Raw genomic sequence first — 15373 nt, 5'->3', positions numbered from 1 at the left:
CTACTCGTTACGCAGAAGCATGGTGAAGTCTATTGGCGGAACGCCTCATGTCGAGCAACACCCTCATCGGCCTCCTGTTGATTGCAGGAGGTTTGGTCTTCGTGGTGAGTGGGACTCTCGTCCTGACGAATTCCCTGGTGGATCCCCAGAGTGAGGAGGGGTTCGAATCGGTCGAGGTCGAGGATGCCGAGATGGGGACTCCTCCATCCGTCGTTGGCGAAGCGGTCTCACCCCATGTTGTTGAACAGGTGACACCGATCCCGAGATCGAAGGTTTCTGCCATCGTTCCTGAGGTTTCGCGTCCTCGAACTCCCATCCCTGAAACGACTCCTTCTCCGGTGTCCCCGGGATCGATTGATGCCGGAGCGATCCTCTCCTCGGAGGAGAAGGGCTACCTGTTCGAGCAGTGGGTGGTGAAACGATTCAACCGGAGATACTTCACGATCAAAGAGTGGCGGGGCGACAAGTACGCGGATGGAATCTATGCCGAGTCCTCCACTTACCCAGACCTAGAGATCGAATTCGGCCTTCGTGATACTCGGGTGGTCTTCGCCGTGGAGTGCAAGTGGCGAAAGCGATACGACAGTGATGAGCGGCCTGGGATCGAGTGGGCGACTGAGCGACAGATCGAAAATTACCAGCGATTCCAGCGAGAACGGGGGATCCCCGTCTTCGTTGTGATCGGCATGGGTGGTGAGCCAGACGCTCCGAACGACCTGTTCGTCGCCAACCTCGACCAGTTGAGATATCCCTTCGCCTCGGCAAAATATCTCGCATCGCTCAGGCGGTCACGGGTCGAAACCGACTTCTACTTTGATGATGATCGGGGCGAATTGAGATAGGTTCGCCCCATCGAGGACGAATCTTCGATCCGACGCAAGGGCGAGAAGTTCATAGTCCTGGAGCAGAAACTAGACTTCAACATCCTCTCGTTGCTTCTCGAAGGATTGTCGCACGAGGGACATTGCGTATTCGATCTGGTCGGGGGTCGTCACGCTGAACTCGACATCGCCGTTGCCGTAGTGCCCCACGTTGGAGACATCCCGGCAGATCTTCTCCGGGTCATCAACCTCATCGAATGCCATATTAAGGACGAATTTCAGGCGGTTCTTCTGGGGCTCGATGTCCACGAAGTTCGTCGCGGCCTTGTAGGCGATGTAGTGCTTCCTGACCTCCTCGCGGACGGCGGAACTCAGGTTGAGAATCCGCTTCCTGATCGCCTCGAACAATTCCAGGCGGCTCCCCTTCAGGTTCCCCTCGTGGTCGGCGAGGCTGTAAGCCCTGCCCCCTTCCACCGCACGATGGCGGCGGAATCTCTCCAGGGTCTCGGCCGGAAGGCTCGGTGCGGCCCACACCTGGATCGCGAGGTCGGCGAGGGTGTTCGCCCGCTTGACGATCTCTTCTTCGTTCCAGTGCTCCAACTTGGCGAGACTCCGGTTCAATCGCAGCGGGCTGTCCGCGAACCCGCCCTTCATGTCCCGCTTCTCGCGGAAGGCCCGATCGCTCAACTCCGGGTTGTAGCCGGTGAGGGTGAGGTTGCCGATCGTATGCAGATACTTCGCCTGGACATGCTCCCATTCGGCCCCCAACTCCTGACGCCATTCGGTCGAGAGGTTCTCGTTCTGGGGCATGACGTGTTCGATGGTGTATCCCTCGACATCGACACGTTCCTTGCGGTCGTGATTCTCCAGCTTTCGCAACAAGTAATTCCGACTGCGGAAGTTGTAGAAATCCTTGACGACGAACTCTCTGCGGAACTCCTCGTCGCCCGGGAGCCGCTTGTACGAGTCTTTGAGGAGGAACGCCGCTCGGGCACTCCGCAAGTAGTCGGCCTTGTCGATCTCGGAAGCGAGCGAAGTGAAGGTCTTGTTGAGCGAGTTGGTCGGGATGCCGCAGACGGCACGACGGAAGACATAGCTCTCGACCAGCTTGAGGACGGAAATGAAGTCGTCCCGCGTGATGGTGCTTCGCTCGTAGTCGTCGTAGACTTGGAGCAGGAAGGGGTAGGCGACATCGACCTTCAGGGTGTTGATGTCGGCCAGGACGGCGTTGATCTCCTTGTCGGAGTCCTTCAAAAACGCCAGTCGGACGAAGTATTTCGAGTATCTGTAGATGTCGGCAACGATCTCCTCCATCGTGGCCTGCTTCTGGCCCTGGACGTAGGACTTGAAGCTGGCGTAGACCTCGTTGATGTTGGGGATGCGACCTGTCTTGATCGTCAGGTAATCCCTCATGAATCGATCGAACTGGCCCGCGTACTCGGCGTGCCCGAATCCCTGCTCCATCGGGTGCCAGTATTTCCGGTAGACTTCGGCCTGCTCCTTGCTCTCCAGGCCCATGAGGACATAGTTGCGGATCAGGTCGGCCTGGGTCAGGTCCAGCCCGGTGGAGTTCAGGCTCTCGAAGATCAATTGCGGGTTGTCGCGGTCCCGATCCAGGGAGATGTCCACGATGATGAGCTTGCTGATCCCCTTGTAGATGTCGTTGGGATCGAGGGTCGCCCTGCGTATCTGGTCCTCGAAGAAGCGATGGTTCTCGATGATGCGGTACGAGGCGTCCTCGGGCATGTCCCCGCCCTCGACCACGTTGATGAAGGTCTGTCGGTCGCCCTGGGTCAGTTGCAACTTATAGTACAACTCACCCTCCTCTTCGCTGTTGAAGAGGAAGTAGTTGTTGATGCGGCGTCTGCTGATGTCGGCCTCGGCCTTCCGCTCCTCGATGATCTTGCCGAGGGCGGCGAGCAACAGCGACAGCGTGGTGAGCCGTTGCTGACCATCGATGACCAGCAGTTGCGGGACGGATGCGACCTGATAGATGCCCTTCTCGATGTAGACGATCGAGCCGATAAAGTGCCCCGTCACCGACTCGTCCTTCGCCGCCCGCAGGATGTCGCTCCAAAGCTGCTGGCACTGCTTCTGTGTCCAGCTATAGGGCCGCTGGTAGATGGGGATGGCGAACTGCTTCGGTGCCTTGAGGAATTGAAGAAAGTTCGACTCAGTCGCCTGCATGGATCTTCCCCGCTCTGCCGTCACACAGTCAGTCATGACGGTGTCATTGCTACAACACTCTTATACCGATTGTCGTCTGTCCATCAGCGGGAAGCAATAGATAGCGAGCCGTCATTGGGGGCAGGGGGTGGAGGGCGTCGAACGTGCCCTTCGCACCGACCCCTCCCGACGCCCCGAGTAGCCCCATTCGTTGGTGTCACGCTGCCGGGGACTGCTCGCCGCGAGTCGCCTCCTTCCCGTGTCACGCGGGCTTGACCATGAGTATGACGAGTGTCTTTGGGTCGACCAGGTTGACCATTTGATGGACAAAGCCGGCCTCCTGTGATCGCAGCCGATCTTCCTTCGGAGATCAGCCATTTTCCTCATATAGTAAGGATCGGAGATGCCACGTCAGCACGGCCCCTGGACCATCCACGAATCGAAGCCGATCTATCGGAACCCGTTCATTGAGGTCGTCGAGGACCGCGTGTCCCAGCCGGATGGCCAACCTGGCATCTACGGAACCGTTGCAATGAAGGCGGGGGTCGCCATCCTGCCGGTTGACGACGACGGCACGGTCTACCTGACGCGTGAGTTCCGCTATGCGATCGGCCGCGACAGCATCGAGGTCGCCGGGGGCGGAATCGACGAAGGGGAATCGCCCCTAGTTGCGGCAAGGAGGGAGGCTCGCGAGGAACTTGGCGTCGAGGCATCGGATTGGAGCCAACTGGGGACCATCGACCCGTTCACGGCAATCGTCCGCAGCCCGGCCCACCTCTTTCTAGCCCGAGGGCTTTCGTTCACTTCGACGGAGCGGGACGGGGCCGAAGTGATAGAGACGATCCGGATTCCCTTCGACGAGGCGATTCGCCTGGTGTTGGCCGGCACGATCACGCATGGGCCAAGTTGCGTGCTGATCCTGAAGGCGGCAAGGGTTGTGGGACGTTAGGGCGTAGTCAAATCCGTTGTATTCCGCTCCGTTACGGCCATTCCCTCGAATCCCTGTTCGACTACTAATAGCGGTCCCGCTCCGATTCAGCCCGAGAGTTGTCTCTGGACGATCCGTTTCAGACCCGTGGCTAGCCGACCGCCGAGCAGGCCACCCAATACAGGGATGTCGATCGTCGCGTGGATATGCTCGGCATCGACACTCATCTCGGCGACGGCCCCCGTCGCGGTGATCGTGACCTCATCGTGGCCGGGCGACCACTCGATCCGCTGGATCATCACCCCGTACTGACGTCGGACTTCATCGACAGCCATGCTGAGGCGGGCCTTCGCGTCCTCGGGGGTCCGATTGTGTTTGATCCTGAACTCGATGAGCGGCATGGCGGGCGTCCCACTTAGGATTTCGGGCAGGAAGACGACATATGCATTCCTCAGGCCGACAGGATCGTATCGGCATGATGTATGGGGGCAGGAGATGGGGGCCTTCACCCCGACTCTCCCGCCGCCACTGAGTGCATACCAGTCCTCGTGGGATCACGAAGTAGGGCCCTCTTCGGGGGCGTGCCGTGGAAGAGTTGGGGGCAGGGAGGGGCCTATGGCAACGACCTGAGTGCTCGCCCGGCCATGCATCGGAGCGAGTCGCAGCCCCTATCTGCCGAGTCTGAACCCGGCTCTCCCTGCCCCTCTGAGACGGACACCCCGCTTGAGGCCCATCGCCCAACCCTAGTAGAGTCGACGATCTGCCTATTCAGACAACGTATTGGCCGGCTTGCCGAAACGCTCGAAGAGGTGCTCGTGTCGCTCCAGGACCTCGATGGGGTAGGAGCGGATCGTGTCGTACCGCTCGTCCTCGACTTCGCATACGGGGATCGTGTGCTCCAGGCAATACCTGGAGATCGCCCGGCCGATAGTCGCGAGGTGACGACGCTCGACGCGATACCCCCTCATCTTCGAGAACGCCAGGCAGGTCTTGAAGCCGGTCCGCCCCGTATAGCTGGCCTCGACCGCATCCGCCCGCCGGAGTGCCTCCTCGGCAACCCTGCGGATCGCCCGAATCTCCGGCTCCCCGGGAGGCGACTCGGGCCAGGTGAAGGTCAACTGCTGATCGTCGGTCACCGGCGACGAGCACTCGATTTGGACGGGCGTCGTCACGGGGGCTCCTTGCCGATCGGCGACGATGCTCAGTGCGATCTTGATCTCCATCACTCGGACTCCTCCTTGCCGCCGATGGCCTTGAGGAGTTCCTGGATCGTCTTGCCGGTACCCTCGGTCTCCTTGATCGCCTGCTCGACCTTCTTGGTCAGGTCGGCCAGGAGGTCGGGGATCTTCTGGAAGGACGCCAGTTTCAAATCCCGGGGGCAGGAGGACCAAGGGGTTTCTTTATAATTGTCCCCTTCTCCATCGTGGTAGATCGTGTACTCGGCGACATACAGGCGGAACTTGCCCTCGAACCTGCCGTAGTGGAGGTCCTTGCAATGTCTGAGTTCGTCGGACGGATCCCAGGAGTCGCTGACCGTCACCCTGCACGGGATACCGAGGCTGAGTTCCTCATTCAGGAACTTCTCGACGACCCCGACCAATCTGGTCGCCTTGTCCGTGACCTCGTTGAGTTCCGGTGCGAGTTCACGCAGGCGGGCGATCTGTTGACGGAGCGGTTCCGTCACTGGACACCTCCAGTGGGCATCGCTATGCCCAGTTGTCTGCTCGGCTCGGATCCGGCTAGGACCACCCCGTCGCAGTCTCCTGCGATCGCGGGGACTTACCGCCTCGCAATCGGAGTATATCCTCCTTCGATTCCGGACTCAACACGCACTGGGTTGATGTCCTCGTCCCCGGCCGGGGTCGAGTCCGAACTTCCCGGGTTCCGATGAGGGCCCGTGCGGCGTCACGGGCTCTACGGGCCCTGATACTGAGCCTCGTCGTCAAGGCCCGGGGCCGCCGCGAGTGCGAAGTTAATCCGGTAGGTCATGCAGCGGACGTCCGGCACGCCGTCGATGGCGTATTGCAGCCGGCGGTCGACGTCGAGGGCGATGATCAGCCCCTCTACCACCGCCTCGCGGCTGGCGAGCTTGCGTCTCACCCAGTTTCGATACCGGAGCAGTTGCCCGACCGTGCTGTCGCTGGTCTTGTTCCGCTTGAGTTCGATGACGAGCCATCGGTCCTGCGACTTGTGCCGGGCCAGCAGGTCGATCTGTCCAACCTCGCCCGTCTCGTAGTAGGCACCGACGATGTCCCCATCCTCTTCGTATAAATCCCAATCCCGGCCCAGTTCCGTCTGGGACCAGTTGTCCCGCAAGAAGTCCTGGAGGTGGCGTTCCAGGCCGAAGACTGCCATGGCCGGCAGGCTCTCGACTTCATCGACGACCGAAGCGAGTTCGTCCTCCTCGGACTCCGAGGTCATGCTGGCGAGCTTCCACCAGAGGGAGTCGAGTGTCCAGAGATCGATCCCGATTCGACTCGCCGTCTCCAGGAGAACAGAGTTGATCGCCTCATATCGCTCGGCGAACGACGCCCTCGGCAGTTCCGGCCAGAGGCCCACCCTGATCAACCCTGCCCGAGAGGTGTTGTTCCAGACACCGTACTTGTCGGGGTAGACGACTTGCAGGATCGCGGTGATGACCGATCGGCTCAGCCCCTTGACCATCGGGGCACCGCCCTGAGGCCGGAGCCGTTCGAGCCGCGTCTGGAGCGGCATCTCCTCGTCGACCAGTAACGCGAGGGCCTCGCGGAGTCGCGGCATATCATCCGTCAGCATCCCACCGAGACGGTGGAGGCTGGTCCAGTGGCGGTTGTTCTTGTAAAGCAAGAAGCCCCGGAAGGTTTCCTCGTCGAGCCCGGTCACGTTCTCGGGGGAGAAGACCGGCCCATAGCGGGCGATCACGCCATCACGAGCGGCGATGTTGATGTTCGATTCGCTGTCATCGGCTTCCGCCTCGATCGCGGCAATCACCGATCTGAGCGTCTGGAGGGTTTGCTCCGGGATGGGCATCGCCTGATCATCCTCTCAGCGGCATCGCAAAAACGTCAACTGACCGGAAGGGACTCCATGATAGCAAGCCTGGTCGCCTGTGGTAGTGACCGGCAACGACCATGACTCTTGCCCTCGGACGACGATCGTGCATTGGAGCAGGGGGCGGCTCAGGCCCCCGAATCCCTCTGTCAGGCTGCGGGGGCCGCACCAACACCCTGATCGCCGATGAATACGTACTCCTTCGCCTTGCCGTCTCGGTAGCTGTATGAGGCGTCTACGCATTCGATCACACCGTTCTTCTCCAGCAGGCTGACGACCCGGCTGATGTCCATCCCATGCTTGAAGCCGAGCAGGGCGGCCAGGCGTTCTCGTGGGAGCCAGAACGGTTCCCCGGCCGTGTGCCGCGACAAGTGGTAGGCGATCGACGCCACCATCTGATAGCGGGGACCGGGGCAGGGGGTGACCGGGTAGGGCGATCGGGCCGCCTCCTCGGTCGCCCAGGCGAACACGTCGTCGCCTTCGGCGTACTTCACCTTGTCCCACGCGTCGAGGACGGCGTACCAGAAGGGCTCGAACTCCCGCCCTGTCCGCTCGCAGAAGGCCGCCACCGCCCCTTCGAACTGTTCGGGGGTGTCGGCCGACTGGGTGCGGAGTCGGCGGGCCAGTCGGAAGGATGCCTGCCAGTCGGGGGCGTTTCCGTGGGTGTCGGCGAGTTCGATCGCCAGATCCCCCCCTTCCCCCTGCCCCCCTTCTTCTCGCGAAAGTTTGTCTGGGGACAGCGGTTGGCCCTTCAGAGGAAAGCTATACCCCTCGACCTCGACCCGCTCGGCTACGTGCGGGTGCACTGTGTAATAAAGTCCTGTATCATCCTGATGATTCCTGATGTTCTGTATAGACCTGGTCCCTCTGGTGAACAAAGACGGCTCTCCCCCTTCCCCATAGAACGCTGCCTGACCCTGGATGGCCACCTCGATCGTCCTCCTGCGGTAAACGTCACGCACCCACTTTTCGCGTCCGGCCAGCCCCGAACGGGCGAAGAGGCGTTCAATCCGCTCGCCATCCGGTCCGGCCCAGAATGCGAGGATCCCGCACAAGGCGAGGTCGGCTTCCGAGTCTGAGCCATAGCCCAACACGTCGCCCGCCCATAACTTCCGGAACTTCTCGCCATTGGCCGACGCCATCGCCCTGGCCACGATCTCGTCGTCCGTGAGCCCGTGCAGGGGCCTCCCATTGGGGAGGGCAGGTATTGCTGACCTGGCTCCAAAGAGCCGCGTGTGGAGCCCCAGGAGGCCCTCCTGGCGGCTCTCGACCGTCCGGGGCGTCCCGGCCAGATGGTGCCCGGTCACCGTAAAAAAGCGGGCCCGAGAGTACATCTCGACCTTGCCACGCCTCCTCCCTGCCCCCTCCGGCAAACCCCCTCGCACGAACACCTTGAGTCCCCTCATCGAGGGGGAGACCTCGGTATAGGAGTCGAGTTCGGTGACGATCTCTTCCGCCCAGGGCTCCAGTTCCCCCGACTCGGGGTCGCGGCACTTGTCCAGGTCGATGCCTGTCAACATCCCGCCGTCTGCGAAGGCGAAACCGACGCCGTCGAGCTTCCCCCTCCGATAGCACTCCACGGCTTCCTCATAGGTCGCCCAGCGGGCCGGGTCGGTGACGTTGGCCCGTCTCCCCGTGGAGCACCGGATGGGCGTCTTGGCCCACCGCTCGTCGCGTTGTTCGAATCGCCATCCGACCCACTGGGGGAGGGCTCGTAGGTCCGTGGGTATGGCGTCCAGGTTGAACTGGGGTACGATGGGCCGGGCCTGTTCGCAGTTGTTTGCAGTCATGGAATATGTGACATTGGATTTCCTTGGTTCTTCCGGATGATCTCGACCCGCGTCTCATACACGGGCCACGATTAGACGCCGATCTGGGCGATCGGAGAACGCTCGGACACCGAGGATCGTAGAACCCCGATTCCTCGCAGTGTCGTCTAACTTGGGGGCAGAGCAGTCGGCCGTGCCCCTCAATCAGTGTAGGACCAGCCACCTCTATCCCGCATCGAGAAACCTCTGCACACACGGCGGGAGACTCTCGTGGCCGTCCTCGTACCACCGGACGCACTCGGCGTACTCGGCGATCAGCATCTCGGCGGTCTCGGGGTCGTGGGCGAAAATCTCCGAGGTGAGCAACCGGTCATACTCTAGGACGGTCAGGCCGAGACGTTCGGCCTCTCGCCGGGCTCGTTCGACGCTTTCTCGGGTTGGGAAGCAATCCCAGACAATGTCTTCAGCACGCATAGTCGATCTTCTCCCGGAAGGCGTCGAGGTCCTCGATGCTGAACAGGAACCGCCGTCCTCGCGGCCCCTCCTCGATCGCGGTTGGGATGAGATGGCCCTGGCGTCGCCACAGCGTCAGGGTGGAGCGGTGGAGCCCCAAATAGCGGGCGGCCTGGCCGCTACCGAGCAGCGGGGTGGTGGGCTTCAAGCGGGGCATATGGTGTGCGTCCTCGGTGGTCACGGTGTGTACGTCGGATACTGACTCTACATACACCGAAAGGGCACCGGGGGGGCGGGACTGCGGGGGCCCATGGCCGATCGAGGGAGTGGTTAGCGAGCGTGAAGACGAACAACCTCCCTGCCCCCACACCCCATACACGGGCGACCAGGAAGCCCCCTGCGACCGGTCCCCTTTCGACCGCCCGCTACGTATCGTGGGCTTGGTCCCGCACGGGCCGGAACCTAACCGGGCTACCCGAGTGCAGGTTTGAGGCTACGTCGCCTCTGCCAGATCATCGAACGGTGTGGGAGGTGGCGGCACGTCGAGGCCGCAAATCCCCTGCCTCTGATCCCCTCCTGAAGCTGCCCGCCGCCCTCGCCTCGATAAAGTCGCCCTAACTGACCGGTCCGGCTAGTGGGCGAGCAGAGTCGGGTAGTTCAGGCAGATGAAGCCGGGGCGTCAAATAGTTCCTTCGGAACTTGATTTGGTTGCTTCCTGATCATCCGCTTTCACTGCGATACTTCGACCGACTGCGTGGATCCACCACGGGTGCCTGGGGTCAGTCGGATCAGCGACCTGGTGGATGGCCTGCATGGCGTCCCTGATGATTTGGAGTGTCCGCTCGGCCTGCTCCCGGGTGCCGAATATGAGGTACCACTCGGGATCAGCAATTTGGTCTCCTTCGAATCGCCCGTCTCGATGTTCGATGTACTCGACCGGAGCCTCGAAGATGCGAGCGTGTGCGAGCGAGTTTCGGTAATCGAACAGGTCCTTGAGTAGTGTGAACGGTTCCTGATCCCGCAATGGAGTCAGTCCGAACTTCTCAAGGATGAGGACCAGTTTCTTCGCCCAAGACTTTCGCTCCGGCCACTCCTCGACATATCGCTCGCCGACGTAATTCAGGTATGCCTCGAAAGACATCACCGCAAGGAGGGCCGAGATGCGATAGTAGTTTGCCGAGCCGCTTCGGGCATCCTGGGCGTCACCGATCAGGTGCTCGGCCCAGTTGTTGAGGTAACCGTGTGGGAAAAACCACGATCTTCCCACCATGCGTGCTGGCCGAGACATGTGAAGGCTCCGTTCAGGGGAAGGAGGTCAACCTAGATCAAGGATTCGGTCAATGAACCCCAAGAACTCACCAAAGTGCTCGCCCTGAACAACGGCAATGGTCCGGACGTAGTCGGCCTCTAGGACCTTCCCAAGGTTTGTAGGATCGGCTTCTTCCCCGACCACATAGATCGGATGCCTGAGCCCGGGTGACACTGGATATTGATAGAGCACCCAAGGTACCTCTTGGGGTTTCGAAACCTGCCCGTCATCGACTTGCCCCGTCTCCAGGCTGGCAGAATGGAGATCGACCTCAACTTCGTAGAGTTTGGCTGTGGTCAGGATCACAGGCATGATGGTCGCGTCGAAGTTTGTGTATTCGCATCTTCTTGACTTGGCTAGGTGGTACTCGATAAGGCCATTAAGCCCAAGGCACACCTGCGTGGCCGCATCCTCGATCGCCCCGCGACCACCGTTCCCGCCGCCGCTCCCGGAAACCTTATCGTCCTTCAATTCGAACCCGAGGTTCTGAGTGTTCCCGACGTGATGCTCCTTCCGGATCTCGGCGATCAATCCATTCGCCATTGGACTCCATCGGACTCTTTCGCGGATGAGTTGGGTGAGCCCATTCCCCCGCCGTTCATAAGGGACCCGAGTGAAGCACCAGCGGCGGAACTTGTCGTAGACTCGCTTGCACTCGACCACGAGGTAGTCGCGTCCGGACCTATGCTTGAGAACATAGTCGATTCGCGTCTGCCGTTCCCGAACCTCGACGGGAAATTCAGCCACGTGAAACGCCCAACCGGATTGTTGAGAGACGAAGGCATCCTGAGCGGCACGGATACTCCGGTGGTGGAATGCGTGGCCGTGGTGACTCAACGTCTTCGCGACATCCGACGGCGTCGGTTCATGCCTCGGGCGTTCGGACTCGAAAGTCATCAATGGGCTCCAAGGAGGTCGAAGGTGGCCTCATCTCCAGGTGAGTCGGTCAGGAGCAGGGGAAAAGTGGTCAAATAGGACGAGGCCCCTTCCCGATCGTCGCCCTGATCCGCTCCGCGAGTCGCCTCCGGAGGTCGGCCGCATCCTCCCAGACGATGTGGTTGTATTGGCGAGTATCGAAGTGGACGTTGTCGATCTCGTCCTTGCGGACGGTCCAGATCACCGGCAGCCCCAAACCCATGGCGAATCCCGCCTCGAAGTAGACCCCGTTACGCTGTCCTGTGAAGTCCGCCACCACAAACCGGCTCTCGCGAATGTCGGCAATGATCTTGTCGCAGACCTTGTTGTTGTGCTCGTCGGAGTCGACTCGGAGGGCCTTGTAGCCGGCGTCCTCGATGCCGGGCTTGAGACTGTACTTCCAGATGGGGGTCATCGCGTCGGCGAACCACATGGCGACGAAGCCCTGGTCGCTGGCAATGCTCGTCTTGCGGTCGGACTCGACCTTCTCCCAGCCGGCGACCGTCAAGGTACAACCCCACGAACTCTGATCCAGATCCGTGGTCACGCAGTCTACCTTCTCAATCAGTCCTAGGTCGTGCAGATGATCGACATAGTAGGCGAGAGCGAAGGGGGACGTCCCGAAGACGACGGGCCAATCCTGTTTGCCGATCACCTCGACCTCGTCGCCCGGCTCCCTCGACCGGATCGCGATGTAGTGCAGCAGTCGATCGGCCTTCGCGGGGACCGAGTCCAGGATGCGGGCGATGAGTTCCTGCCGGACACGTTCCTCGATCCTCGGCGGCTCGACGCCACGCTCGTGGAAGTCGCGGAGGACCCCGCACAGGAGGTGGTCGGGGGTCTCACATTGCTGGAGGATGTGACCATAGGAGCCGCCGATCTCGTATCGGCCGCATCGCGGGCAGTTGATGTCGTCATAGTCCCCGAATCGATCCGCGATCCCGACACCATCCCACTTGCACACCGGGCACTTCATCGTGACTACCCCCGAATAGGTGCGTTGGTCGTCTTGTATGGCCATGATGGGTGGTCGTCGGTTCAGTATCAAGGCCACGCTTGATTGCGAACATGAAGTCCGCCTCCTGTTCCTAGCCCTCGGGCCGTCGGCCTGCCTGTAGGCATCCGCCAAGTCATCCGGGGGCGTCCTCAGGATGGCCTCCCGCCTGACTCCCTGCCCCTCCCCTGGGGCCCGCCACGTCGCGGATCACCGGGGTCGATCTGTGCGGGCCACCTCCCGTTGATGCACGGGAATCACGCACTGCAACGAAAATTCCCGGAACGCAAGCCATTTGTATGAAATGGTTTGTGATCGCCTGTTTTTGTTTCTGTTGCTGGGGGCTTGATTCTGGAGGTCGGCCGGTTACGATACCGAGCCCCTTAAACTTCAACAACGGAGCATATATGGCGAACACTGTCCCCACTGTGGTCGACTGTCCCACTGTCCTCACTCGCTACATCCGGGGATTCCGGAGCGGGATGGTACAGTCCCTCGTCGTCATCGGCCGGGGCGGCACGGGCAAGTCAAGCCTCGTGAGGGAGCATTTCTCCAAGGAGATGGCTGGGTGGAAGGTGGGCCGCATCTCGGCCATCAAGTTCTACCTGCACCTCTACGGCAACGTCGATCGGCCCATCATCCTCGACGACGCCCCGAACATCGCCCGGGATCTGGCCCTGGCCGGCCTCCTCCGCCAGTTGTGCGAGACCCGACCCGTCAAGACTGTCTCCTGGGACACCCAGAGTCGACTCCTCAAGGACATCCCCACCGAGTTCGAGACGAGATCCCGGCTTATCCTCATCACGAACAAGTGGATGGACAGCCACCCTGAGGTGGAGGCCCTGGAGACCCGGTGCTCGCTGATCCGGTACGAGCCCTCCGTCGAATCGCTCCACGAGCGGGCAAGGGACATGTCCGGCGTCGAGCGGGTCGTCTGGGACTACGTCGGTGCGGCGATCCGCGAGGGCCGCGTCCACAGGGTCAACCTCCGAGATTACATCCTCGCGACCGAGGACTATCGCATCGGGGTCGACTGGAAGGGGCCGCTTGAAGCGAAGTTCCTCCCCGACGACATCGAGGACCTCGACTCCGATAGGGAGGTGATCCTGGCGTGGGCCCGGCGGTGGCCCAGGAAGACCTTCGCGTTGAGGGATCTGCTCATGGGTCCGAGCCGCTTCCGAGGTGGACACGCCGATCACGTCAGGAGGCTCCTCACGGAGATGGTCGAGGATGGCGTCCTGGTTGAGCACGCTCCGGAGGGCAGGGGCAGGGGCAGGGGGAGGCCACCAGCGAGCAGATACTCACTGAGGACTCAGTGTCGGCCGAAGCCCTCGGTCAACTAACCTGAGTCATGGCAATCACGTGTATAACTGGTCCCGGGGGGCCTAATCCTCGGGACCGTCACTCTTTTGGGGGACTATCGGCCCATCAGTCCGTACTGTTCTCCAAGCCAGTCGATGCATTCGTCGAATCGACCCTGCGGTGGTGCCGCGTAGTACCCGTCTGCTATCGACTCGGGGGCGTGCCCCAGGAAGTGACCCCGCAGATCGGCATAGCGGGAGTCCTCGCGGATGAGCGTGGCGGACCGCTTGCGAATCGCCTTCGGCGGGTGGGCCACCCCCAGTTTCTTCGAGAGCCGTCGAATGGCGAGGGCGACGTTGTCCTTGCGGCGGACCTTCTCGGCCTCGTCGAGCCGGCGGCCGGCGAGGGGCGTCCCCCGCTCCGAGAGAAGCACGTGGTCGGGGTCGGCTGTCCGGAACCGATCGAGGAGCGTCGCCGTGCGGGGCCACAGCTTGTAGTCGACCAGGGGCGGCCTGCGATATCTCCGCGTCTTCGATCGGCGGCGGACGATCCTGCCGTCCCGGACCTCGTCGGGGTGGAGGTCGGACACGTCGAGCGATGTGAATCCGCAGTTCGCCATTAGCAGGAGGTACAGTTCCGTCTGTGTGCCCTCGGCCGCCTTGGCGAGTTTGCGGACGTCGGCGACAGGCATTGGGACGATGTCGGCGTCGTCGTCGTCGCGGAGGTCGAGGAACTGATAGCGGCGGTCGAGGTTGGCCGGCCGCGGGATGACTCCCATGTCGGCGAGCCAGGATACGAACGACCGGGCCGCCCGGAACACTCCACGCTTGTGCTCGCTCGACCACTCCTTCCGGAGGACGAACACGTAATACTTGTCCCATGCGTCCGCGTCGAACTGGTCGATCGCTGTGGCGTTGTCCAGCCAACCGCGGAGGTGGGCGAGTCGGTCTCGGACGTTGGCGTAACCGCCGGGGCTCAGGTCGCTTCCGACCCGGGACCGCTCCCGTTCGAGGAAGCGGTCGACCAGGGCACCGACGGTCCGGTCCGCGGGGACGTTCGCCGATCGATCGTTGGCGAGGCGGTCCTTCCAGATGAGTTCCTGCACCTCGGGGAACTCGTCCCACCAGATGTGGAAGCTCGGTTCCTTGGGGGGCGGCTCGATCGTGCCACTCTCCAGTCCGATCGCCTCCTCCTCGATCGCAGCCGCACTTCCCGGTCGTCCGTGCCGACGCTCGTAGGCGGCCCGACTCCGCAACTCGGCGATCCGCTCGGACTGGGGATGAGCCGGCTTCTGGCCGTCGATCTCCGCCCGCTTCGCCGTCCACCAGCGGTCAGCGACCTGATAGGAACCCTCCTTGGTCTCGGGGACAGGGATCCCCGCCCAGTCCGCGAGTTGACGGCACGAGACGACGTGCCGCTTGCCCAGGTACATCTTCCTCCATCGGTGATTCTCCGAATCCCACACCATCTTTGGATTTGCCGGCATGGATTGGTCCTGGGTCGTTGGGATGTATCAGAGAGGAGAGCACTGTACCAGTATTCTGTACCAAATGGGAAGCGGGTTCGGTCAGATTGGTACAGAGATTCCCGGAAAAACACTGGAAAAACAGATTGAGCTCCATCTTCACACGGTGGAAGTCACTGGTTCGAGTCCAGTGCCGCCCATTTGCCGCAAGTTGAGCAGAG

The 15373-nt window shown here is 61.7% G+C and carries 15 protein-coding genes and 1 tRNA gene; 4 read left to right on the top strand and 12 right to left on the bottom strand.

Annotated features, from left to right (window positions below):
* Positions 1 to 47 precede the first annotated feature (47 nt).
* Entirely contained in the window at positions 48 to 842 is a 795-nt protein-coding gene (locus tag AB1L88_RS19755; protein WP_367098412.1) for a hypothetical protein, read from the top strand.
* 69 nt (positions 843 to 911) lie between these two features.
* Here AB1L88_RS19755 and AB1L88_RS19750 read toward each other — a convergent pair whose 3' ends face one another.
* Positions 912 to 3008 (bottom strand): DUF262 and DUF1524 domain-containing protein, encoded by a 2097-nt coding sequence (locus tag AB1L88_RS19750; protein WP_367098411.1) that lies wholly within the window; start codon positions 3006 to 3008, stop codon positions 912 to 914.
* Positions 3009 to 3519: 511 nt separating this feature from the next.
* On the opposite strand from AB1L88_RS19750, the gene AB1L88_RS19745 reads away from it, so the two are divergent.
* Complete coding sequence (locus AB1L88_RS19745; RefSeq protein ID WP_367098410.1) at positions 3520 to 3936, top strand: NUDIX hydrolase; 417 nt, start codon at positions 3520 to 3522, stop codon at positions 3934 to 3936.
* Positions 3937 to 4022: 86 nt separating this feature from the next.
* Here AB1L88_RS19745 and AB1L88_RS19740 read toward each other — a convergent pair whose 3' ends face one another.
* The 10 genes from AB1L88_RS19740 to AB1L88_RS19695 all read right to left on the bottom strand — a co-directional run bounded on the left by AB1L88_RS19740 (position 4023) and on the right by AB1L88_RS19695 (position 12412).
* Positions 4023 to 4316, bottom strand: a complete 294-nt coding sequence (locus AB1L88_RS19740; protein ID WP_367098409.1) for a polyhydroxyalkanoic acid system family protein — start codon at positions 4314 to 4316, stop codon at positions 4023 to 4025.
* Positions 4317 to 4679: 363 nt separating this feature from the next.
* Complete coding sequence (locus tag AB1L88_RS19735; protein WP_367098408.1) at positions 4680 to 5138, bottom strand: hypothetical protein; 459 nt, start codon at positions 5136 to 5138, stop codon at positions 4680 to 4682.
* Entirely contained in the window at positions 5138 to 5599 is a 462-nt protein-coding gene (locus AB1L88_RS19730; protein ID WP_367098407.1) for a hypothetical protein, read from the bottom strand. Before AB1L88_RS19730 ends, AB1L88_RS19735 begins: the two co-directional genes overlap by 1 nt.
* Before the next feature lie 230 nt (positions 5600 to 5829).
* Positions 5830 to 6924: an endonuclease NucS domain-containing protein gene (locus AB1L88_RS19725; protein ID WP_367098406.1), complete on the bottom strand. Its 1095-nt coding sequence runs from the start codon at positions 6922 to 6924 to the stop codon at positions 5830 to 5832.
* 170 nt (positions 6925 to 7094) lie between these two features.
* Positions 7095 to 8735, bottom strand: a complete 1641-nt coding sequence (locus AB1L88_RS19720; RefSeq protein WP_367098405.1) for a hypothetical protein — start codon at positions 8733 to 8735, stop codon at positions 7095 to 7097.
* Between the two features lie 204 nt (positions 8736 to 8939).
* A complete protein-coding gene (locus AB1L88_RS19715; RefSeq protein ID WP_367098404.1) occupies positions 8940 to 9188 on the bottom strand; it encodes a hypothetical protein in 249 nt (82 codons plus the stop codon).
* Positions 9178 to 9384 carry a helix-turn-helix domain-containing protein gene (locus AB1L88_RS19710; RefSeq protein ID WP_367098403.1) on the bottom strand — a complete coding sequence of 69 codons (207 nt, stop codon included), beginning with the start codon at positions 9382 to 9384 and terminating at the stop codon, positions 9178 to 9180. Before AB1L88_RS19710 ends, AB1L88_RS19715 begins: the two co-directional genes overlap by 11 nt.
* A gap of 462 nt (positions 9385 to 9846) precedes the next feature.
* Complete coding sequence (locus tag AB1L88_RS19705) at positions 9847 to 10455, bottom strand: hypothetical protein (RefSeq protein ID WP_367098402.1); 609 nt, start codon at positions 10453 to 10455, stop codon at positions 9847 to 9849.
* 27 nt (positions 10456 to 10482) lie between these two features.
* Complete coding sequence (locus AB1L88_RS19700) at positions 10483 to 11373, bottom strand: hypothetical protein (RefSeq protein WP_367098401.1); 891 nt, start codon at positions 11371 to 11373, stop codon at positions 10483 to 10485.
* Positions 11374 to 11443: 70 nt separating this feature from the next.
* Positions 11444 to 12412 (bottom strand): hypothetical protein, encoded by a 969-nt coding sequence (locus AB1L88_RS19695; protein ID WP_367098400.1) that lies wholly within the window; start codon positions 12410 to 12412, stop codon positions 11444 to 11446.
* A 380-nt stretch (positions 12413 to 12792) separates the two neighbouring features.
* Between AB1L88_RS19695 and AB1L88_RS19690 the strand changes: the two genes are divergently transcribed.
* Complete coding sequence (locus AB1L88_RS19690; protein ID WP_367098399.1) at positions 12793 to 13728, top strand: hypothetical protein; 936 nt, start codon at positions 12793 to 12795, stop codon at positions 13726 to 13728.
* A 74-nt stretch (positions 13729 to 13802) separates the two neighbouring features.
* Here AB1L88_RS19690 and AB1L88_RS19685 read toward each other — a convergent pair whose 3' ends face one another.
* Positions 13803 to 15119 (bottom strand): hypothetical protein, encoded by a 1317-nt coding sequence (locus AB1L88_RS19685; protein ID WP_367098398.1) that lies wholly within the window; start codon positions 15117 to 15119, stop codon positions 13803 to 13805.
* 127 nt (positions 15120 to 15246) lie between these two features.
* On the opposite strand from AB1L88_RS19685, the gene AB1L88_RS19680 reads away from it, so the two are divergent.
* Positions 15247 to 15352, top strand: a tRNA-Val gene (locus AB1L88_RS19680).
* Positions 15353 to 15373 lie beyond the last annotated feature (21 nt).

This window comes from Tautonia sp. JC769 (assembly GCF_040717455.1).
Taxonomy (GTDB): Bacteria; Planctomycetota; Planctomycetia; order Isosphaerales; family Isosphaeraceae; genus Tautonia.
The sequence above is the reverse complement of the archived record's forward strand: the minus strand, read 5'-3'. Positions and strand labels throughout refer to the sequence as shown.

Excerpts from the sequence above, each read along its gene's own strand:
- AB1L88_RS19755 (WP_367098412.1), top strand. The coding sequence starts at position 48 with ATGTCGAGCAACACCCTCATCGGCCTCCTGTTGATTGCAGGAGGTTTG.
- AB1L88_RS19750 (WP_367098411.1), bottom strand. The coding sequence starts at position 3,008 with ATGCAGGCGACTGAGTCGAACTTTCTTCAATTCCTCAAGGCACCGAAG.
- AB1L88_RS19745 (WP_367098410.1), top strand. The coding sequence starts at position 3,520 with ATGAAGGCGGGGGTCGCCATCCTGCCGGTTGACGACGACGGCACGGTC.
- AB1L88_RS19740 (WP_367098409.1), bottom strand. The coding sequence starts at position 4,316 with ATGCCGCTCATCGAGTTCAGGATCAAACACAATCGGACCCCCGAGGAC.
- AB1L88_RS19735 (WP_367098408.1), bottom strand. The coding sequence starts at position 5,138 with ATGGAGATCAAGATCGCACTGAGCATCGTCGCCGATCGGCAAGGAGCC.
- AB1L88_RS19725 (WP_367098406.1), bottom strand. The coding sequence starts at position 6,924 with ATGCCCATCCCGGAGCAAACCCTCCAGACGCTCAGATCGGTGATTGCC.
- AB1L88_RS19720 (WP_367098405.1), bottom strand. The coding sequence starts at position 8,735 with ATGACTGCAAACAACTGCGAACAGGCCCGGCCCATCGTACCCCAGTTC.
- AB1L88_RS19715 (WP_367098404.1), bottom strand. The coding sequence starts at position 9,188 with ATGCGTGCTGAAGACATTGTCTGGGATTGCTTCCCAACCCGAGAAAGC.
- AB1L88_RS19710 (WP_367098403.1), bottom strand. The coding sequence starts at position 9,384 with ATGCCCCGCTTGAAGCCCACCACCCCGCTGCTCGGTAGCGGCCAGGCC.
- AB1L88_RS19705 (WP_367098402.1), bottom strand. The coding sequence starts at position 10,455 with ATGTCTCGGCCAGCACGCATGGTGGGAAGATCGTGGTTTTTCCCACAC.
- AB1L88_RS19700 (WP_367098401.1), bottom strand. The coding sequence starts at position 11,373 with ATGACTTTCGAGTCCGAACGCCCGAGGCATGAACCGACGCCGTCGGAT.
- AB1L88_RS19695 (WP_367098400.1), bottom strand. The coding sequence starts at position 12,412 with ATGGCCATACAAGACGACCAACGCACCTATTCGGGGGTAGTCACGATG.
- AB1L88_RS19690 (WP_367098399.1), top strand. The coding sequence starts at position 12,793 with ATGGCGAACACTGTCCCCACTGTGGTCGACTGTCCCACTGTCCTCACT.
- AB1L88_RS19685 (WP_367098398.1), bottom strand. The coding sequence starts at position 15,119 with ATGTACCTGGGCAAGCGGCACGTCGTCTCGTGCCGTCAACTCGCGGAC.